Origin of the sequence: Prosthecobacter algae (genome assembly GCF_039542385.1) — a bacterium.
In the GTDB taxonomy this organism is placed as follows: Bacteria; Verrucomicrobiota; Verrucomicrobiia; order Verrucomicrobiales; family Verrucomicrobiaceae; genus Prosthecobacter; species Prosthecobacter algae.
Genome location: NZ_BAABIA010000008.1, coordinates 161791 through 181991 on the forward strand (window position 1 = coordinate 161791; position 20201 = coordinate 181991).

Genomic DNA, 20201 nt, shown 5'->3' on the forward strand with positions numbered 1-20201 from the left:
ATCACTCCTCAACAGGAGAAAACAGCGACTTGCCAGACAGAATCGGGGAAGTCGTCGGTGTCGTAGGCGGATCAGCCATCGGCAATTGTGGCAGCGTAAAGTAGCCATAACCGCGCAGACCATTCTCCGTTGGCACCACCATGCCCTGATAGGTCACGGGGCGCTTCACCGTGGGGGGTGGGGGGCGCGGATTGGTGTCTTCCAGCGTGAATTTGCCACTGTAAGAACCTTTGGCAGAATCCACCTTCAGGGAAGTGAGCGCCGCATTGCTGCCCACCAGAGTGACCTTGTTTTTCAACCCTAGATCAAAGGTCGCATTTGGATTTCGCGAAGGGGCAGGCCCGGCATCTGTAAAGGTGACACGGCCCTGGCCTGGAACAGGTAGGCCCAATGCCAGCGTTTGCGGCAGATAACGCCCGCCAAAGGCCCGGATCTCCACAGGGCCAAAACCGGCTGCATACATGCGGGCATTGGCCGTCCTGGTTTCCGGCCGCAGCCAGTCCAGCAGACCTGTGAGACGATTGTCGGCATCATCGGTTTCCGAAGTTCCGCGATCAAGCTGCAGCTTGCCTAGCATGGAGCCCGTTGGCTTGGTCTTGTACAGCGGCAGGAAGAAGGCGACCTCCCCCGTTTCACTGATGAAGCTGCCTGCGGTGATGGACTCGCCATCCCCCGTTTTCCCAGCGATGCTGGCCACTCCGGCAAGGCTGACGGAGATGCTGCCATGGCCATAGCCACGCGGGACGTTGGGGATCGCATCCGGCATCTCCAGGGCAAAGGTATGGTAGCCATCAAAGGCGTCGGCCTTATTGTTCTTGGCATCCCAGGTCTGCTTCCAGCCACTGAAGTTCAGGGAGAAAAATCCATCGCCGACAGTGGCATTGATGAGACGCCGAGTGCCAGGATCAATCTCAAAATAGAGGTCGAGCGGGCGCGGCACCGGTTTGCCCGTGCGCACGATGCGCAGACTGCCCGAAGGAAGGCGCAAAGGTGGTTGCGAGTCTGCCCTGAAAACATCCATCACACCTTTCAACGTGTGAGTGAGGCCCCCATGCACCAGCTTGCCGCTGAAGGCACCGGTTGATGTAATTTTAAGATCCAGACGTCCGCCAATTTCCTGGTTCAAATTGAGCTGGCGACCGAGGACGGCCACGTAGTCACCAGCCACATTGGCGGGGAAGGCATCCACCTGCAGCTTTACCTTCACCGTTGCGCGTCCGGCCTTATTGGCAGCCGTCAGAGTGACATCATAGGCCGCATCTTTCCGCACCGTCGGACGGCCACGAATCACACCGCTGACGGCATCCACCTTCAATCCGGCAGGCAGGCCCACAGCCGTGTAGGACATGGGGGCCTTATTCACGGTGGGATTCACCTCGATCGCATATTCGTACAATCCGCTGACAATGGCCCCAGGCAGGAAGTCCCCATCCTCGAGCGTCAGGAACTCAGGTGCAGTATCCACAACCTTGAGGATGTGAACCGCGCCGTCCATGAACCTCTCGTTAGGCATCTCGCCCAGCGGATTGACCGCCAACGGGCTGCTGACCCGGCACACATAGGTGCCGGAATCTTCCAACGTCAGGCCTGAGATGGAGATGCTTTTGTCAAAGCGGGTGGTGGCCCTTGTATTGGCCGCTAGATTGGCATCCAGCTTGCGCCAGGTATAACCAATGTTATTGCCGGCAGCATCCATTTTGAAAGTCGCCTTGGTCCCCACTGGCAGCACGATGGTGCGGGTACTTGCATCCACCACCACCAGTTCAGACGCCGCACCGACGCCTTCGGCGAGACGGTTTTTCGCCTTCATGAAATAGGTGCCCGCATCTTTCAGTGTGGCTGCAGGGACCGTGTAGGCCTGATCCGAAACCCCCGGGATCTTCTTGTTGTTCAAGTACCACTCCAACGTCAAAGGCAGGGAGCCGGCAACATTGGACTCAAAAGGTCCCGCTGGCCTTCCAAGAGCGACAATCAGATGGTTTGGCAGGCCACTGACCACCGGAGGCTGGTCATCATCCACCACGGTCATCGTGTGCAGGTTGGGGCTGCCCACCAACGCGGGACCCGTGGGGAAGTTGAGCCGCAGCGTCAGCGTTTCCGTGCCTTCCACCGCATTGTCTTGCAAGGAAGTAATCGTCAGCGTCTTCGAAGTCTCACCGGCTGTAAACACCAGCGGCGGCGCAGGAGAAATTCGGTAATCACCGTTGCTTCCCACACCGGCATTGGTGGCTGAGCCTCCCAAAACAACGGGGACGATCACCGTCTCATCGGCGGCTTCGGACAGTTCCACCGTCACGATCCGGGTGGCTGTGGACGATTCATCCAAGGTGCTTGAGTCCACAGCGAACTGGACGGTGGAGAAGCCTGCCGCTCCTGGATCGATGATCGAGATGGTGGACTGCGCGCGGTCCCCCAGGAAGACTCCCCCCACAGGAACACCTAACTGCACATTGAAAAACTCGGTGCTTTCAGCCACGACATCCCCTGTCGCCTGAACAGGGATAAATTTAGATGCCGTGTCTCCATTTGCCCAAGTCAGGGTACCGCTGGCTTCAGCATAGTCTGTGGCATTTGCGGAACCTGCCACGAGAGCATAATTCACTGAGACCGTGCCTAGGCTGCCGCCTGTGCGACGGACCTCCACCATCGTCTGGCTGCCCTCATTGACAGAGGCTGAACCATTGACAAATTCCACTATACCGGACCTGCCAAGCTGACCGCTGAAAACACGCCGGACAGTGGTATCCCCGCTGCCTGTGGCATCTGTGGCCAGAAGCATGCGGGCATCGGGCTGCATTTTTACCTGATGGGCGACATTGAAGCTGCCGCCGCCATAAAGCAGGGGTAGTCCCACATCAAAGCCGGTGTCCATCGCTCCGGTAGATTGCAGGCGGGCGATGAAATTGCGCGCGGTGCCAGAGACCGAAGTAAAGTCGCCCGCCAGCAAGATACGCCCGTCTCCTTGGACCTCGATGCTCCGAGCGAGACCGTTGAGGCCAGCCACACCTAACGCGGTCTGGAAGGCGGTATCGAGGCTGCCGTTTGTGTTGAGCCGCACTAGGCGTGAGGCTGAAGTGCCATTGAAAGCTGTGAACATGCCTCCCACCAGCACCTTGCCATCCTGCTGCAAGGCCAGGGACGTCACTCGCTGAACATTGGCCAAGTTGCCGGCGAGATGAGCACCTGCACCGATGTCAAAGCTGGTATCCACGCTGCCATCCGCATTCAGGCGCAGCACGCCGCTGCTGTAGCCACCCTGAAATAGTTCATCCACCGCTGAGGTGCGAATCTGCCCACCGACAACCATCTTGCCGTTCGGCAGCAGCACGATGGCTTCCACCTCCATTTCACTGATGCCAGGGATCGCTGAGGCTAGGAAACTGTCGTCCAGGGAGCCGTCTGGCAATAGCCGGGCCAATCCAAGCCGGGCCTGCCCGTCGAAAATGGTGAAATCTCCCCCGACGAGGATGCGCCCATCTGCCTGAATGGCGATGGCGCGAACCGTGCTGCCTGTCGCCCCTGGCCCCTGGGCACCGGATCCAGGATCAAAGCTCGAGTCAATTCCGCCGTCGTTTTCCACCCGGCCAATGCCTGCAAGCGGCTGGCCACGCAGGCTGGTGAAAACCCCCCCCATCACAAACTTTCCATCCGCTTGCCGCGCCAGGGCCAGCACAGGCAGCGGGGAGGCCCCTTCACTGCGGTTAAATGTCATGTCCAAAACGCCTGCCGATGACAATCGACCCAAACCATCAATCCTCGTTGGCCCCAGAATCGTGGCCCCGCCTACAAAGGCAATCTGGCCATCGGGCTCCACCACCACATTCCGCACGCTGCCGGAAGCTGAGAAACTTCCATGAACAAACGAGGAGTCCGTCATGCCAGGCTCCCGGATGTTGACCGTCACCGGACTGCCGGAGACCACGGAAGTTACCCCCACCGTGAGAGTGATGTTGACCAGGAAACTTTCTGGTCCTTCGCGCACCGCATTGGCCGTGATGGGGATCGTCACGGTCTTGTTGGAGACGTCCGTCCCGATCCAAGTCACCGTCGTCGTTGTGGCCGTGTAATCCGAAGGAGATACGGCGCTGCCGTCTTGGGTGGAAACACTGACGGTCGAGGTTTCATTCGGTTCACCCGAACGGGCCAAGGTAAGTGTTACCGTGCCAGCCGACTCATCCACGTCATAAGTAGTCTGCAGCGGGTAGATGCGATTGTCCTGGTCCACCCGGACATCAATGTATTCATCCACACCGGTGCCACCGGCTGAAATCACCCGCATAACGAGGCCAGCATCGGTATCGCGTAGGACGCCGCCCACATTTAGAGAAGCGTCGTTGGGATTGAAGCCGGGGGTATCCACATCAATCAGCTCGCTGCCTCGATTGGAATTAAATCCCCAGACGATATAGGCCCCGGCAGAAACATCGGCCAAACTGCCGCTGAGGCCTGCGAAACGGCGACGGTAGCCGATCCAGTAATTGCGCGTGGCGTCCTTGGTGATCTTGATGGCCAGTGGTCGGCTCAGCGGAGCACCTGGGTGGTCAAAACGGTAAATCCGATAGGTTCCGGGAGCGACGACATTCAGCACGGCACTGTTCGGCAGCCAGTCGATGCGGTTGAGGAACCAGGGGTTGAAGTGCAGCAGATTGATCGGAGCATAAAAACCGTTCCCCATGCCATCGAAGGGATCTTCATACTCGGCAGCAAAACCATCGTCCAGATCCACCGGATTCGTGCCCCCCACCTGCCAGAGATTGGCGTGCCAAAGGCTGAGGTTATGTCCCAGTTCATGAGGCACCACACGGTCATCAAAGTAGCCGTTGTACCACGTGAACGGGCCGTTGATCTGGCCCAGGCCAGCCCAGCCAAACCGTGAGTTGGGAACGCGGCTGGTGCCAATCCAGCTAAACACCACCATCTGGCGGTCATAGTCGCCGACCACGTAGCCTGCGGCCGTGGCTGCGGCCAAACTGTCCAGACGGAGACGGTCAGCATCATTATTCACGGCATAAAAAGCAGCCGTCCTGGGCATTCTCAGCACCGGGGTGACATCTGCCGTGTTGAGATTGACACTGGTCTTCCCATAGGACACCTCCGACATGAAAGTGTTGGTCACGTCGTTGATGAGATTGGTGGCAAAATTCGGGGTGATCGTTACCACGGGGTTGATGTTTTGCGGCGCGCCGGTCACGTCCGAAAAGTCCACACGAATGACCAGGATGTCCTTGGCCCCTTCTGTCCACGCAGACTCAGCCACGTCATAGCCCATGTTCGGCCCCAGCCTGTTTTCCATTTCTCCCAGGCTGGCTTCCATCGCGGAGGCATGGGTAGAACAGCAGGTCTGGTAGCCCTGGCCACCAGAGACCAGTACAGGAGGTGCCGCAGGTGGCAGATTGGTCTGGTGCTCGTCTTGCGCGGCAGGTTTCACCCCCCGGATAGGCTGCGGTTCGCCAGCCTCCATTTCGCGCACCGGGCGCTCGAGAATGGCCAGACTTTGGTCCACGGCGATGCCTTCCACAGGCAGGTCATTCTTCGAGCCAAGCCATTCACGCCGCCCATAAACGTAAGCCTCATAGATCTGGCCATCAATCACCGCATGCCGCTGGACCGGGGCGACCTTCACCCTCGATTCAGGAGCCATGCGTGCCCCCTTGACCGAATATTCCGCCAGAGCAGAAACCCGCTGCTCCAGCAACGGAGTCACCTCCTGCGGCATTTTGTTGCGCAAGGTCCACGGCAAAGCTCGCGCGAGGGCCGCACGTGGATCCGTCTGGATGAGCGTTTTCAGAGCATCTCGCCTTTGCTGGGCCAGTTGAACACCTTCCGCCAGGGTTTCGGTGGCATTCTTGTCATCATAAGAGGCTGCCCAGGCTTCGAATTTGGCGAAAACATCCTCCGCCTGCACTTCGGCGGCAGGCAGCCCAAAGCTCCCACCCAGACGCGTCATCGGCATGAGGGGCACCTGCTTTTCCACTGCTGCACGCGCATCCGTATGCGCGGGTTGCTCTCCTAGAGGAGATTGCAGGCCAGCCAGCCACCACACCCCACCTCCTACCGCCAGAGGCAGAATGAAGGCCAGTGACTTGAAAAACCGAGAACTAGGATAGAGCCGCATAGGAATTTAACAGAGGGTGGAATCTTAATTCATGCCCCGATTCCTACAGCAAAGCCAGATTAAAATCACAGGGGCGACCGAAAGTGGAAGCCCTCATTCAACGCTCCGTAGAAACCATTTTTTCAATCCATTTCCCCAGTTCAGGAGCACGGAAGCTGCGCATCTTGGCCAACAGTTCGGCGGGATCTTCCGCCACAAGCACACATTCCCGATGCTCTTGCTTTAAAAAACCTTGGGAGGTCATGTGGTCCAAAAAGAGCAGCAACCCATCGAAAAAGCCGTTCACATTCAGCAGCCCCACAGGCTTCGCGTGAAAGCTCAGTTGCAGCCAAGTGAGCGTTTCGAAGAGTTCATCCAGGGTGCCAAATCCACCAGGAAGAGCGATGAAGCCATCGCTGAGGTCCACCATCATTTGCTTTCGCTCATGCATTGAGCGCACCACATGCAGCTCGGTCACGCCACCATGGCCCAGCTCCTTTTCCATGAGGGACTGAGGAATGACGCCGATGACCTGGCCCCCGGCCTTCAGGGCCGCATCCGCGATGCAACCCATCAGTCCGACATTGCCACCTCCATAGACCAGACCGATGCCCTCGCCAGCCAAAAAGGCCGCCACCCCGGCGGCAGCCTGCCGGTATAAAAGGTCGCTTCCGCCGTTGGCTCCGCAGTAGATGGCAATTCGCATCCCGCCTTGTCCACGATTTCTCACGGGGGATCAAGAATGGAAACGGCCCTGGAATCTCTGGCTTCAGGTGGCATTCTATTCATCTTCCCTGCCCCTCATGCGCGTCCACACCCTCGATCTCCAGTTCCAAAACACTCCCGGCCTCATCGCCGCCTATCTGGTGGAAAGCGGGCATGAACTGGCCCTGATCGAGACCGGCCCCGGTTCCACGCTGCCAACCCTGCGCCAGGCCTTGCAGGCGAAGGGATTCCAACCGGGAGATGTACGGCATGTTTTTGTCACCCACATCCACCTTGACCACGCAGGGGCCGCAGGCTGGTGGGCCCAGCAGGGGGCCCAGGTTTACTGCCACCCCAGCGCCGCCCGTCATTTGGTGGATCCCAGCCGTCTCATGGACAGTGCCCGGCGCGTGTATGCAGAGCGGATGGACACCCTCTGGGGAGAGATGCTGCCCGCCCCGGAAGAGCGCGTGACCGCCCTGGCGGACAATGAATGCATCCGCGTGGGCGAGGTACAGTTCACAGCATGGGATACCCCAGGGCATGCACGCCACCACCATGCTTTCGTCGTCGGCGATGCCTGCTTCACGGGCGATGTTGCCGGCCTTCGTCTGGCGGGCAGCCCCTATCTTTCCGTGACGGCCGCCCCTCCGCAGTTTGATCCCCCCGCTTACGTTGCCTCGGTGGACCGTCTACTGGCTGGCAATTTCCAGCAGCTCTTCCTCACTCATTTTGGTGAAGTCACCGATGTGAAGGACCATCTCAGCCGTTATCGACAGCGCATTGAGGAAGTTCATCAAAACGTCCGCACCTGGATGCAGCAAGGCTGCACGCCTGCGGAGATCGAAAAACGTTACGGCGAAACGGAGCACGCACTGGCCACCGCTACCGGCCTTTCCCCCGCAGACTGGCAACTCCACCAGATGAGCAATGCCACCGGCATGTGTGCGGACGGAGTGCGGCTATATGTGGAGAAAAATCCGTAACTGCGGCCTTCCTCAAGCCTAGCCAGGAGTCAGCCCGGCCAGCAGACGGCGCAATTCGACGAACTCCACCGGCTTGGTCAGGTGGGCCACAAACCCCGCTTCATAGGCTAGACGGAGGTCCTCCTCCATGCCGTAGCCGGTGAGCGCGATTCCGCGCAGGCCATAGAGCTCCCGCAGGCTTCTCATGAGATCCATCCCCGTGCCATCGGGCAGGCCGATGTCACTGACCACCAAGTCGAAAGTTAAGCCAGTGGCAGCCGCCTGCGCCGTGGCCAGACTGCCTGCACAGGTCACCTGATGTCCGGCACGCTTCAGCAGCCGCTCCAGAACGGTTAATGTGGGTTCATGATCCTCCACCACCAGCAGCCGCAATGAACGGGTGTGACCGATCTGCGAGGATCGGGCTGCCGTTCCATGGCCTGAGCCTGATGAGGCAGCCTTTTCCTTGTAAACACCGACGGACGGAAGTTTAACCCGAAAGGTGGCACCCGAATCTGCCCCTGCGCTCTCCGCTGTGATTTGCCCTTCATGCATGTCCACAATCGCCTTCGAAATGGAAAGCCCCAGTCCGAGCCCGCCAAAACGATGAGCGGTCGTCAGGTCCGCCTGCTCAAAGGGCCTGAAAATACGCTCCACCATTTCCGCAGCAATGCCGATGCCTGTATCACGAACTTCCAGGACGAGGAAACCGCCTTCATCATAGGAACGCACGGTGATATTGCCGTTGGTAGGAGTGAACTTGATGGCGTTCTTGAGAAGATTCCAAAACACCTGCTGGATGCGCGCCGGATCGCAACGGACGAGTGTCTTTGTAGCGGAGAGATCCACGCGAATGGCGAGCCCTTTTGCCTGGGCATCCTCACGGGCGATTTCCAGAGCATGATCAAAGAGTATGTGCGCATCTCCCTCCTGTAGCCGGAGCACCATCTTGCCATGAGCGATGCGGGTGAGATCCAGAAGATCATCAATCAGCCTTGCTTCCAGTCCAATATTTCGTTGCATCATGCGCAGCGTTGAGTTCACGCTGGCGGGCAGGTTAGGATCGCCACAGAGATCCTCTACGGCCAACAAGACGGGGGTCAGGGGAGTGCGCAGCTCATGCGACAGCGCGGCTAGAAAATCATCCTTGGCTCGGTTCGCGCGCTCAGCCTCTGCCCTGGCCTGCCGGGTGGATTCTTCGGCGCGCACCAGGTCATCAATGTCTGTAGAGGTACCGTACCAACGCACGATTTCATCCCTCTCATTTCTCAAAGGCAGTGCCCGTGAGAGAAACCAGCGGAACTCACCTGTGGACTGGTTCCGCAGGCGAAACCGGCTATCAAAAGACTCCCCCGTATTCACCGAATGATACCAGCGGTCAAAACACGCTTGAAGATCATCAGGATGCATCACAGGCATCCAGCTAGCATCACCCCTAGAAATGACTGACTGGCCGGTGAGCTCCTGCCAGCGCAGGTTGTAATAGTCGATGAATCCATCTGGCTGGGCCATCCACACGACCTGCGGCATGAGATCCGCGACCTGGCGAAAGCGGGCCTCGCTCTCTTTCAAGTCCCGGGTTACTCGCGCCCTCTCCAGGGCCTCCCAGCAACGGTTAGCCACATGTTGGACCAGGGTGACTTCATCGCTTTTCCAGCGCCGGGGAGCCTGCATGTGTACCGCCATCGCCGCCACCAATCTACCATCCTTGTGCAGAGGCACACATACCACCGCGACGATCTGCGCAGCCTGATAGGCCGCCATGGCTGGAGATGAGGGCGGTTGGCTGCGGATGTCATTGACCACGTAGGCCTGATCTGCACGCATCAGTTCCAAGACCTCTGTACCGAACTGAGTGAATGCGTAGCGACCGACGATGCTGGGCACACCCCGGGTATAGTCACCCACGATGTTCATCGTATCCGCATCGCTTTCGATATCCGCATAGGCACAGCGGTCCACCCGCAAATGCTCTCCCAGAAGCCTAGCCGAAACGGCCACAATTTCCTCAGCATTGCTCAATGGTCTCACGGCATCATCCAGAGCCAGCAAAAACTTCTGCCGCTGCTCGGCCTGCCGCCTTTCGGTGATATCGAGAAAAGCGCCGATGCTGCCTCGAGGTGTGCCATGTTCATCGAACAAAGGGGATACATACTCCAGGAAACGCAGCACCCGGCCATCCTCAAAGGCCACATTCAATTCACAGTCTCGGATTTCACGCCCATCCCGTGCCGCGACCTGCATGGGTAGATCCCTCGCGGGCACTTCGGCACCTGAGTCATCCATCACCTGAAAATTCATCGGAACCTGCTCGGAGGGTGCCGTTTTTGATGCATTGCCGTCCTTGGGCACTTCTAGCATCCTGGAAAATGCGGCATTGATCCGGATGTGGCTGCACTCAGGGTCATTGGAGATGGCAATGCCTACCGGCAACACTTCCAGCAAGGTTTCCAACTCCGCCAACCGGGCGCGGTTTTCCTGCCCCAGTCTGGCCACCTCCCGGTCCTTCAGGCAACGTTCAGTGATGTCGGTAAACTTGACCGCCACATGTCGCTGCTCACGTCTGCCGATAGGAAAGGCATAGACATCGAACCACCGGCCCAGCGAGTCCGAGCCCTCAGAAAAATTGACAGGTTCTCCCGAGCTCGCCACCCGACCATAAATCTGAAACCAATGCTCCTCATGCTGAGGATTCATCTCGCGGATGGTTTTACCCTGGGCTGATTTCAGCCCGGAATGTTTTTCAAAGGCCAGGTTGGTCTCCAAAAATCGGTAGTCCACCGGGTTTCCCTCGGCATCCCACACCATCTCGATCACACAGAATCCGTCATTGATGGACTCAAACAGAGACCGGTAGCGTTCCTCACTCGACTTCAGCGCCGCCGCCACGGCCTTATCCTTCGTGATGTCGCGAAAGTACACGGACAGCCCACCCCCTCTGATGGGAAAACCACGCACCGAGAACCAACAGTCCCAAGGCGGGTAAAAGACTTCGAACTCCACCGAGACCCCTTCCGCCACCGCTCGGAGAAACTCCGTCTCAATCACCGTGCCACGTGTTGAAGGAAACATTTCCCAATAATTTCGGCCCAACAAGGCATCTGCCGACTCGCTGTAAAAAGCCAGGATCCGGCGCCCCGCCTCGTTCACAAAGGTAAAGCGCCACTGGTCATCAAAACCATAAAAACCGTCTCCGATACTTTCCAGAATGCGCCGCACAGGGCCTTCATCCTCGTCGAACTTGGCTAAACCCAGGAAAGGAGGCATGGCGGAAGTGGATTCCATATTCAGCAGTTCAACAGTGGCGACAACTCAGGTCAAACGAAGCAGCCGCCTGCCACAGGACGACCCTAAGTACATTCGTTTTGTGATTTTGTCATCCTCCATGGTCATTCGTTGAGAGGTTCCTTCAGCCCAAGCCTCCCACCGAAAGCGGATCTGGGGCGCACATGCGGGCTGGATCCAGGGCCTCATTGAGTTCCAGCTCCGTGAGGCCGAGTTCGGCCAGACGCCCCAGGCAGATTTGCCGGACCGGGATGCCCGTGCGGACACTTTCCTTAGCAATGGCGGCTGCACGATCATAGCCGATCTTCGAATTGAGCCCCGTCACCAAGGCCAAGCTTTGCTCGATGAATCCACTGCAACGCTCCTGGTTAGCCTCGATCCCGCGAATGCAACGCTCCTCAAAGACATGAGCGGCATGGGTCAGCAGTTCGATGCTTTCGAGCAATGCAGCTCCCAAGGCGGGCATCATGACATTCAGCTCAAAATTCCCGTGGGCCGCGCACCAAGTGACGGTGGCATCGTTCCCAAAAACACGGGCACAGACCTGCATCAGGCTCTCGCACATCACCGGATTTACCTTGCCCGGCATGATGCTGCTGCCCGGCTGGGTGGCCGGCAGCGAAATCTCCCCCACCGCACACTGGGGGCCCGAACTGAGCCAGCGGATGTCATTGGCGATCTTGAACAGGCTGGTCGCAATGGTCTTGAGCTGGCCGCTGACTTCCACCAGCGCATCTTTGGCGGACTGCGCTTCAAAATGATCCTTCGCCTCCCGAAACGGCAACCCGGTCTTTTCAGCGATCAAGGCAATGACTTGCGCCGGAAAGTCGGGATGGCAATTCAGCCCTGTGCCCACGGCTGTGCCGCCCAGCGGTAGTTCCGCCAGGGTCTTGATGGCCTTATGCACGCGGTCCACCCCGTGCTCCACCTGGCGGGCATACCCTCTGAATTCCTGGCCAAGCCGCACAGGGGTGGCATCCATGAGATGCGTTCGCCCGATTTTCAGGACTTCCCAAAACTCATCTCCTTTCTGAGCTAAGCTCCCCTGCAGCCGCTCCAGCACGGGCAGCAGTCGCTCTTGCAGTTCTCGCGCCACGGCCACGTGCAAAGCGGTGGGAAAAGTGTCGTTCGACGACTGCCCCAGGTTAACATGGTCATTCGGGTGAACTGGATCCTTGGCCCCGATGGGCTGCCCGGCGATCTGGCAGGCCCGGTTGGAGATCACCTCGTTGACATTCATGTTCGTGCTGGTGCCCGAACCCGTCTGGTAGATGTCTAGAACGAAATGGGTATCCAGCCTGCCCTCTGCCACCTCCTGCGCGGCCTGGACAATCAGACTAGCCCTTTCTGCGGAGAGCAGGCCTAACTGCTGATGCACCTTTGCTGCCGCACCTTTGATGAGGCCGTAAGCGTGGATCACCGGAAAAGGCACCGGCCTGCCGCTGATGGGAAAATTCAAAACCGCCCGCTGGGTGGAGGCACCATAGAGAGCGTCATCCGGCACACTCATCTCACCCATGCTGTCTTTTTCGAGGCGGGTCTTCATGCAGACATGCTGGCAGATCTGCCTGAGAACGGAAATCGAAAAAGGAAACCCATGGGGGGAAGCAGAGCCTGGGATCTAGCGTGCCGAGAAGGACTGCAACTCCCTGGAATCGGGAACCTCCTTTACGACAGCAATCAGAGGCTCCTGCTTCTTCTCTTTGCCGATCGGTCGCGTCGCGGCGGTTTCAGGAAAAGGCTTGGCCGCATCATGGGCACCGATGGCAGCCATTGCCAGGGTGAAAGCCAGCACGGAGCCAGCCAGGACTGGGGTGATAAGCGTGTCTTTCATACACTCTTTCATCGCGGCCACCGGAGGAGATGCGCTTATTGTTTTTTTCGCCTGCTCATTCTATTTCCCGGCCTTCGGACCTCCTCCGATTTCCTGTTCGCACTTTGGGACCTGACGCGCCACACTGGCCCATGGAAGCCCTCTTAGTCCTTCTCGGCCTTGGCCTCGCGCTGTACTTTCTAGCTGGCCCGGCCATTGCCTGGTATGTGGCATCGGAAGCACGTAAGGAAACCCAGGCGCTGCGCGAGGCCGTGGCCCGGCTGCAGGCCCAAGTTCTAGAGCTTCGGCAAGCGCCTCCCGCTGCCGCCCCTGTGCCAAGTCCAGTGCAGGTGGCTACCCCGGTTTCACAAGCCGCCAGCAGGACCGGCATGGGCGAAGCAGTGCCAGCACCAAAGATTTCCCCCCAGATCGCCACCTCCCCAATTGTCATGCCAGGGACTGACGAGCCTCCCCCCTTGCCAGCATGGGAAAACAGCTCCTCACCAGCGCAGCCAGCCCTTCAAGTGGAGCTTCCTCCGCCGATGGCTGCAAACCCACCACACATCCCGCAGACTCCACAGGCACCCCTCCCACTGCGCAGTTCGCCGACGAAGGCCGCCAAGCCAGCCATCTCGCTGGAGCAGTTTCTGGGGGTGAAGCTGTTTGCCTGGATCGGTGGGCTGGCCCTGTTCCTGGGGATCGTTTTCTTTGTGAAGTACGCCTTTGAGAGAAATCTCATCTCCCCGACCCTGCGCACGGCCATTGGCTTTGCCATCGGCGGAGGTCTGGTGACCGCCGGCGTCCTCATGCGCCGCAGCCGGGACTATGCGGTCCTTTCTCAAACACTGGCCGCCACCGGTGTGCTAATCCTTTACGGGGTCACTTATGCCGCCCACGCGCTTTATCACTTTCCCGCCTTTGGCACCCTCACCACCTTCGCCTACATGTCGCTCATCACCGCAGGGGCCTTCGTTCTGGCAGTGCGGATGCAGGCCCCGGTCATCGCAGTTCTGGGCATGGCGGGCGGGTTTCTCACCCCAGTCTTTGTCAATTCCGGTGTGGACAATCCCCTCGGCCTTTTTGGTTATGTGCTGCTCATCGACCTGGGCCTGCTGGCGGTGACTCGCAAAACTGGTTGGGCCTACCTGGTGGCTTGTGGAGCGGCGGGCACTCTCATGCTGGAGGCCGGGTGGTTCCTCCAATGGTTCGACAAGGGAGGCTACGCCCTGAGCGCCAAGATCTGGATTCCAGTGACCGTGCATGTGTTTTTCCCGATCTTGTTTTCCGGAGCGAGCTGGTGGCTGAGCAGGCACCATCGCGAGGCTTCCAGTTCGGCCAGGGAGACGGCCTCGCTGCATCCGGCACTGGGCGGACTGGCCTTGACTGCTTGGAGTTTCGGCGTGGCCTTCATGTTTCTGGAACATGAGTTCATCACCTCGCGTCCGCTGGTGCTGAACGGCTTTCTCTTTGCCCTGAATGCGGCCGTGATGCTGCAAATCTGGGTGCAGCCACGCGTGGCGATGGCGCAATGGGTGGCGGCGCTGCTCAGCTTTATCCATCTGGCGGTGTGGAGCTCCCTGCGGCTTACTGAAGCGACTCTGATCTCCGCGCTGGTCAGTTATCTCATCTTTGGCCTGATGCATACGGGGTTTGCCCTGCTGGCCATGCGCAAGCGGCCGGAGGCGATGCAGGCTCAGCGGCATGGCATCTGGCTGGGACCCGTGGCCGTGCTGCTGGTGATCGTGCCCATGTTTTCCCTGCCCACCGTGCCGTGGATGATCTGGCCGACCGTCCTGCTGCTAAACCTGATGACCATCGCTGTAGCGGGGGTGACGCTGGCCCTCGCCCCGGTGCTGCTGGCCCTCTGTGTGACTTTGCTGGCCATGGGCTTCTGGCTTTTCCTGTTGGATATCGCCACCAGCCCGTGGGGATTTCTGTCCACCCTGGGCGGTTTTTCCCTGGTCTTTGCGGCGGCCAGCGCGGTCCTTTCCGCCAGATTGCGAGAGCGTACTGGGGCGGAAAAAAGGAGCGGCTCCGAATGGCTGAGCAGTCTGGAAGGCCTCCTGCCGATGGCCTCGGCCACCCTGCCTTTCATCCTCCTGATCATCGCCACCTACCGCCTTGATTTGGTCAACCCCACACCGGTATTCACCCTCGGCTTGCTGCTGTCTCTGGGGCTGCTGGTGCTCATGCGCCTTTCCCGCCTGCCAGCCCTGGGGCTGGCAGCGCTCGTCTGCATGTGGTTGCTGGAATACACCTGGCTGGATCTGCATCCGAGGGTTTCCATCACCCAGCCTTGGATGGCCCTAGGCTGGTTCATTGGCATCGCCACCCTATTTGCCAGCTACCCGTTTGTCTGGAAAGCACGCTTCAAAGAAGTGGCTCTTCCCTGGGTGGTCTCTGCGGTCACATGGCTGCTGCAAGGATTCCTGATCTACAAGGTTTGCTCTCACCTGCCAGTCCTGGAAAACCGCATGGGCTGGGTTCCAGCACTGTTGGCCCTGCCTCCGCTGGCCTCGCTTTGGGCCGTTCTGAAAATGCAGGCCCCAGCACATGGAACAGAAATTCACCGGCTGGTCCGCAACAGCCAGCTCGCCTGGTTTGGCGGTGTGGCCCTGGCCTTCATCACCCTCATTTTTCCCGTCCAGTTTGATCATCAGTGGATCACCCTCGGCTGGGTGCTGGAAGGGGCGGCACTTTGCTGGCTCTACACCCGGGTGCCGCATGAGGGGCTACGTCGGGTAGGCTTTGGCCTGCTGACCACCTCCTTTGTCCGACTGGCCTTAAACCCTTCCGTTCTCAGCTACCAAGAACGCAGTGACACTCCTATCTGGAACTGGTTTTTATACATCTACGGCATCTCCGCGCTGGCCATGTTCGCCGCCGCCTGGTGGCTCGCCCCGCCACGCGACCGCCTCAATGGTCTCAATCTCCGCGCCATCCTTTGGAGCTTTGGCGGCATCCTGATGTTCCTGCTGATGAACATCGAGATTGCCGACTGGTTTACCCTGCCTGGCGAGCGTTTCATCTCCATCGATTGGGGCGGCAACTTCGCCCGCAGCATGACCTTCAGCATCGCCTGGGCCCTTTTTGCCCTGGCGCTCCTCATCATCGGCTTCCGGCTGGATGCCAGAGCTGCACGCTATGCCGGGATCGGGCTCATGGGCATCACGCTGGTGAAGCTGTTCTTCCACGACCTGGCCAACATCGAAAGCATCTACCGCATCGGTGCCCTCATCGTCGTCGCCATCATCGCCCTTGGAGCCTCGTTCCTGTATCAACGCTTTTATGCGCGGCAGGAACGGGAACGATGATACATCCATTTTAATGGCTCATCCTGCACTAAAGAGTGTCCCAAAAAGGCTGCTACGACCATACGAGATTTCATTCAAACCAAGCGAGATCAAATGCCCTCAGGCTCAGGTGCATTTCATCCCTGAGGACGCTCCTTTCAGAGTCCTCAGTAGAAACTGCCCTCTCTGGCATCTCAAAATTCAAGGCTCAAAAAAAGAGAGCGGGATTTGCATCCCGCTCTCTTAAAGTATTTCAGGTTGGAACCTGTGTGCCAGATTAGGCAGTAGCGATGTCTTCACCCACGGCGAAGCGCACGAAGCGGCGCACGACGAGGTTTTCGCCCAGCTCGGAGATTTTGCTCTTCACAAAGTCACCGATGGTCTGGTCAGGGTTCTTGATGAACGGCTGCTCCAGGAGGCACTGGTCAGAGAAGATCTTGTCGATCTTGCCCTGGATGATTTTTTCGGCGATTTCGGCTGGCTTGCCCTTGATCTGGTCAGCAGCGATGTCGCGCTCCTTGGCGATGAGAGCCTCAGGGATCTCTTCACGACCGAGGAACTTAGGGTTCGCGGCGGCGATGTGGAGGGAGATGTCCTTGACGAAGGCCTGGAAGATTTCGTTGCGAGCGACGAAGTCGGTTTCGCAGTTCACTTCGATGAGGACGCCGATGCGGCCTGCCATGTGGATGTAGGAGGCGATGATGCCTTCCTTCGTCTGGCGGTCGGCCTTCTTTTCAGCCTTGATGGTGCCTTTTTTACGAAGGATGACTTCGGCCTTTTCCAGGTCGCCATCGGCTTCCTTGAGGGCAGCTTTACATTCCATCATGGCGGCATTCGTTTTTTCACGAAGGGCCATGACGACTTTTGCGGAGATTTCAGCCATGTGTCGGGATGGGGAAGGGGGTGAGGAAAATTACTTCTTCAGCTCAGCAGTCGCGGTGATGACCGGGTCGATCAGCTTCTGGAGAATGATGCGAATGGAGCGGATGGCGTCGTCGTTAGCGGCGATCGGGTAGTCCACTTTGTCTGGGTCGGCATTGGTGTCCACGAGGGCCACGATCGGGATGCCAAGGCGGCGGGCTTCATGCACGGCGATGTGCTCGCGAGCGGAGTCCACGATGACGACGGCGTCTGGGAACTTGTCCATGCCGCGCACGCCACGAAGGTTGCGCTCCAGCTTGATACGCTCGCGGTTCAGGGAGGCGAGTTCCTTCTTGGACATGAGTTTGAACTCAGGCTTCTTCTCGATCTCTTCCAGATAGCCAAGGCGGGCGACGCTCTTGCGGATGGTTTCGAGGTTGGTGAGGGTACCGCCCAACCAGCGATGGTTCACGTAGAACTGGCCGCAGGCTTCAGCAGCTTCGCGGATGGCTTCCTGAGCCTGGCGTTTGCAACCGACGAAAAGGATGCGCTTGTTTTTGCGGGCGAGTTCGGAAAGGAACTCAGCGGCGACGTCGATCTGCTTGATGGTCTCCTCGATGTTGAGGATGTGGATCTGGTTGCGGGAGTCGAGGATGAAAGGCTTCATCTTCGGGTTCCAACGCTTGGTTTGGTGACCGAAATGGACTCCGGCTTCGACGAGTTCTGCGAGTGCTTGGGACATGTAGGTATTTGAAGGGCCGATCTTCCGCACGTTTTGCTCAGGGAGCAGACGCTCAATGCCGGGGTGGCACAGATCCGAAAGAGGGGCGAGTTGAGGTTAAATTCCCTGATCCTGGGCAACCGTGCCTGGGAAAAGGGGCGCAAAAGTAGGGGCAGAAGCCAATTCGGCAAGTGCTTTTTCGTGGCGCGGGTGTCACGGAAGCGGGCATCAGGCTTTGTAGAGGCCCCAGAGAGACCTTTGCAGTCCCCAAACTGCCAACATCTGGCCACGGCGGACGGTGCGTATTGTTTGCAGGTGAAGCGACGGCCTTGTTTGACAAGCTGCGCAGCCCCCCTTTGATTAACACTACTATGTCCCACCCCGAAGATTTCCCCACCTCCATCTCGCCCAGCAATTACATTGTTCCCGTCGTGATCGAAAGCGAAGGACGCATGGAGCGCTCCTACGACATCTATTCTCGCCTCCTGAAGGATCGCATCATTTTCCTCGGCAGCGATGTGAATGACCAGGTGGCGAACGTCATCATCGCCCAGTTTCTCTTCCTGCAGATGCAGGACCCGAAAAAGGACATCCATTTTTACATCAACAGCCCTGGCGGCTCCGTGACAGCCGGTCTGGCCATCTATGACACGATGCAGTTCGTCACCTGCGACGTGAACACCTACTGCATCGGTATCTGCGCCAGCATGGGCGCTGTGCTGCTGGCCTCCGGCACCAAGGGTAAGCGTTTTGCCCTGCCAAACAGCGACATCATGATCCACCAGGTTTCCGGCGGTGCCCGCGGCACGGCCAGCGATGTGGAGCGCACGGTTGACTTCATGTACAAACTGAAGCGTCGGCTCAACCGCATCCTCGCGCACCACTGTGGCAAGACCCCTGAGGTGATTGAGCGCGATGCGGACCGTGACAATTACATGAGCGCTGAAGAAGCTGCGGCCTACGGCCTGGTGGACAAAGTGCTGCAGAGCAACCGCGAGCTGCCGACGGTGGCAGCCTAAAGCGGCTTCCAAGGCAGTGATGCAGGTCAAGAGAGGAGTTAGTCTCCTGCTTGGCCTGTTTTTTTGACGCTTTTTTGCCGGGATTTCACCTTTTCCGGCCACGTCTTCTCCTTCCTTGCCTGCTTGACTCCACCACCCCATTGATGCGACACTGAGTTATGCCTCGCGCTTCGACCGTTACCTTGTGCTCCTTCTGTGGCAAAAGCCATGCGGAGGTGCGCAAACTGATCGCTGGGCCCGGGGTTTACATTTGCGACAACTGCATCGGCGTCTGCAAGGCCATCCTCGATAAGGAAGCTGCGCAGGAATCCGAGACGATGCCGGTGCTGTCCGTGCCGAAACCGGCAGACATCGCGGCGATTTTGGACCAGCACGTCATCGGCCAGTCGCAGGCCAAGAAGGTGTTGAGCGTGGCGGTGCACAACCACTACAAGCGCATCCTGCACAGCCAGCAACTGGCGGCCAAAAAGGAAGGCAACGCCCGCAAGCTGCCGGGGCCGGACGATGTGGAACTGGAAAAGAGCAACGTCCTGCTTCTGGGCCCCACAGGCTGCGGCAAAACATTGCTCGCCAAGACTTTGGCGAAGATTCTGAACGTGCCGTTCAGCATCGCGGATGCGACAACGCTGACAGAGGCTGGTTATGTGGGTGAGGATGTGGAAAACATCATCCTGCGCCTGCTTCAGTCTGCGGATTATGACATCGCCAAGGCCGAGATCGGCATCATCTACATTGATGAGATTGACAAGATCGGTCGCACGACCAGCAACGTCAGCATCACTCGGGATGTGTCTGGCGAAGGCGTGCAGCAGGCACTCCTGAAGATCATCGAAGGCACCGTTTGCAACGTGCCTCCACAGGGCGGGCGCAAGCACCCGCAGCAGGAATACATTCAGGTCAATACCGAGAACATCCTGTTCATCTGCGGTGGCGCTTTTGTTGGCCTGGAAGACATCATCAAACGCCGCAAGGGCAAACAGACACTCGGCTTCAATATGGCCACCCTGTCGCCCGAAGAGGAGAAAAAAGGCCCGATGGTGGTGGAGCCGGAAGACCTACTCGGCTACGGACTCATCCCCGAATTTATTGGCCGTCTGCCCGTCATCTGCTCCCTGGAGGCCCTGACCGAACAAGAACTCGTGCGCGTGCTCACCGAGCCGAAAAACGCCCTGCTGAAGCAGTATGCGAAGCTCATGAACATGGACGGGGTGGACCTCAACATCAATAAAGAGGGCCTCCTAGCCATGGCCCGTGAGGCCGTCAAACGCGGCACCGGTGCACGTGGCCTGCGCAGCATCTTCGAGCGCATCATGCTGGACGTGATGTACGATGTCCCCAGCCGCATGGATGTGCGCTCCGTCTCCATCAATGAAGCCGTGGTGAAGGGCGAACGCCCACCGATTCTGCGCAAGCGCATCGAGCGGAACGCAGCGTAAGCCGCCCCG

11 protein-coding genes are annotated in these 20201 nt (G+C 58.7%); 4 read left to right on the top strand and 7 right to left on the bottom strand.

Features of this window, described 5'->3' with window-relative positions:
* Position 1 precedes the first annotated feature (1 nt).
* The gene (locus ABEB25_RS18670) at positions 2 to 6115 is read right to left on the bottom strand and encodes a Calx-beta domain-containing protein (protein ID WP_345737951.1); all 6114 of its coding nucleotides are present in this window, start codon (positions 6113 to 6115) and stop codon (positions 2 to 4) included.
* Between the two features lie 97 nt (positions 6116 to 6212).
* On the bottom strand, positions 6213 to 6800 hold the full coding sequence (locus ABEB25_RS18675) for an LOG family protein (RefSeq protein ID WP_345737952.1): 588 nt from the start codon (positions 6798 to 6800) through the stop codon (positions 6213 to 6215).
* 97 nt (positions 6801 to 6897) lie between these two features.
* On the opposite strand from ABEB25_RS18675, the gene ABEB25_RS18680 reads away from it, so the two are divergent.
* Positions 6898 to 7785: an MBL fold metallo-hydrolase gene (locus ABEB25_RS18680; RefSeq protein WP_345737953.1), complete on the top strand. Its 888-nt coding sequence runs from the start codon at positions 6898 to 6900 to the stop codon at positions 7783 to 7785.
* Positions 7786 to 7803: 18 nt separating this feature from the next.
* On the opposite strand, the gene ABEB25_RS18685 is transcribed toward ABEB25_RS18680, so the two are convergent.
* The 3 genes from ABEB25_RS18685 to ABEB25_RS18695 all read right to left on the bottom strand — a co-directional run bounded on the left by ABEB25_RS18685 (position 7804) and on the right by ABEB25_RS18695 (position 12883).
* Complete coding sequence (locus tag ABEB25_RS18685) at positions 7804 to 11049, bottom strand: PAS domain S-box protein (protein ID WP_345737954.1); 3246 nt, start codon at positions 11047 to 11049, stop codon at positions 7804 to 7806.
* Positions 11050 to 11173: 124 nt separating this feature from the next.
* The gene (locus ABEB25_RS18690) at positions 11174 to 12595 is read right to left on the bottom strand and encodes a class II fumarate hydratase (protein ID WP_345737955.1); all 1422 of its coding nucleotides are present in this window, start codon (positions 12593 to 12595) and stop codon (positions 11174 to 11176) included.
* 75 nt (positions 12596 to 12670) lie between these two features.
* Positions 12671 to 12883, bottom strand: coding sequence for a hypothetical protein (locus ABEB25_RS18695; protein WP_345737956.1), 213 nt, complete (start codon positions 12881 to 12883; stop codon positions 12671 to 12673).
* Between the two features lie 131 nt (positions 12884 to 13014).
* On the opposite strand from ABEB25_RS18695, the gene ABEB25_RS18700 reads away from it, so the two are divergent.
* Positions 13015 to 16176, top strand: coding sequence for a DUF2339 domain-containing protein (locus ABEB25_RS18700; protein ID WP_345737957.1), 3162 nt, complete (start codon positions 13015 to 13017; stop codon positions 16174 to 16176).
* A gap of 256 nt (positions 16177 to 16432) precedes the next feature.
* Here ABEB25_RS18700 and tsf read toward each other — a convergent pair whose 3' ends face one another.
* Positions 16433 to 17038 (bottom strand): translation elongation factor Ts, encoded by a 606-nt coding sequence (gene tsf / locus ABEB25_RS18705; RefSeq protein ID WP_345737958.1) that lies wholly within the window; start codon positions 17036 to 17038, stop codon positions 16433 to 16435.
* A gap of 30 nt (positions 17039 to 17068) precedes the next feature.
* Positions 17069 to 17758 carry a 30S ribosomal protein S2 gene (rpsB, locus tag ABEB25_RS18710; RefSeq protein ID WP_184209746.1) on the bottom strand — a complete coding sequence of 230 codons (690 nt, stop codon included), beginning with the start codon at positions 17756 to 17758 and terminating at the stop codon, positions 17069 to 17071.
* 350 nt (positions 17759 to 18108) lie between these two features.
* Between rpsB and ABEB25_RS18715 the strand changes: the two genes are divergently transcribed.
* On the top strand, positions 18109 to 18756 hold the full coding sequence (locus tag ABEB25_RS18715; protein ID WP_345737959.1) for an ATP-dependent Clp protease proteolytic subunit: 648 nt from the start codon (positions 18109 to 18111) through the stop codon (positions 18754 to 18756).
* 158 nt (positions 18757 to 18914) lie between these two features.
* On the top strand, positions 18915 to 20192 hold the full coding sequence (gene clpX, locus ABEB25_RS18720) for an ATP-dependent Clp protease ATP-binding subunit ClpX (RefSeq protein WP_345737960.1): 1278 nt from the start codon (positions 18915 to 18917) through the stop codon (positions 20190 to 20192).
* The last annotated feature ends 9 nt before the right edge of the window (positions 20193 to 20201 follow it).

What these genes read in the sequence shown, in the direction of transcription:
- ABEB25_RS18670 (WP_345737951.1), bottom strand. Translation starts at nt 6,115, where the DNA reads ATGCGGCTCTATCCTAGTTCTCGGTTTTTCAAGTCACTGGCCTTCATT.
- ABEB25_RS18675 (WP_345737952.1), bottom strand. Translation starts at nt 6,800, where the DNA reads ATGCGAATTGCCATCTACTGCGGAGCCAACGGCGGAAGCGACCTTTTA.
- ABEB25_RS18680 (WP_345737953.1), top strand. Translation starts at nt 6,898, where the DNA reads ATGCGCGTCCACACCCTCGATCTCCAGTTCCAAAACACTCCCGGCCTC.
- ABEB25_RS18685 (WP_345737954.1), bottom strand. Translation starts at nt 11,049, where the DNA reads ATGGAATCCACTTCCGCCATGCCTCCTTTCCTGGGTTTAGCCAAGTTC.
- ABEB25_RS18690 (WP_345737955.1), bottom strand. Translation starts at nt 12,595, where the DNA reads ATGAAGACCCGCCTCGAAAAAGACAGCATGGGTGAGATGAGTGTGCCG.
- ABEB25_RS18695 (WP_345737956.1), bottom strand. Translation starts at nt 12,883, where the DNA reads ATGAAAGACACGCTTATCACCCCAGTCCTGGCTGGCTCCGTGCTGGCT.
- ABEB25_RS18700 (WP_345737957.1), top strand. Translation starts at nt 13,015, where the DNA reads ATGGAAGCCCTCTTAGTCCTTCTCGGCCTTGGCCTCGCGCTGTACTTT.
- tsf (WP_345737958.1), bottom strand. Translation starts at nt 17,038, where the DNA reads ATGGCTGAAATCTCCGCAAAAGTCGTCATGGCCCTTCGTGAAAAAACG.
- rpsB (WP_184209746.1), bottom strand. Translation starts at nt 17,758, where the DNA reads ATGTCCCAAGCACTCGCAGAACTCGTCGAAGCCGGAGTCCATTTCGGT.
- ABEB25_RS18715 (WP_345737959.1), top strand. Translation starts at nt 18,109, where the DNA reads ATGTCCCACCCCGAAGATTTCCCCACCTCCATCTCGCCCAGCAATTAC.
- clpX (WP_345737960.1), top strand. Translation starts at nt 18,915, where the DNA reads ATGCCTCGCGCTTCGACCGTTACCTTGTGCTCCTTCTGTGGCAAAAGC.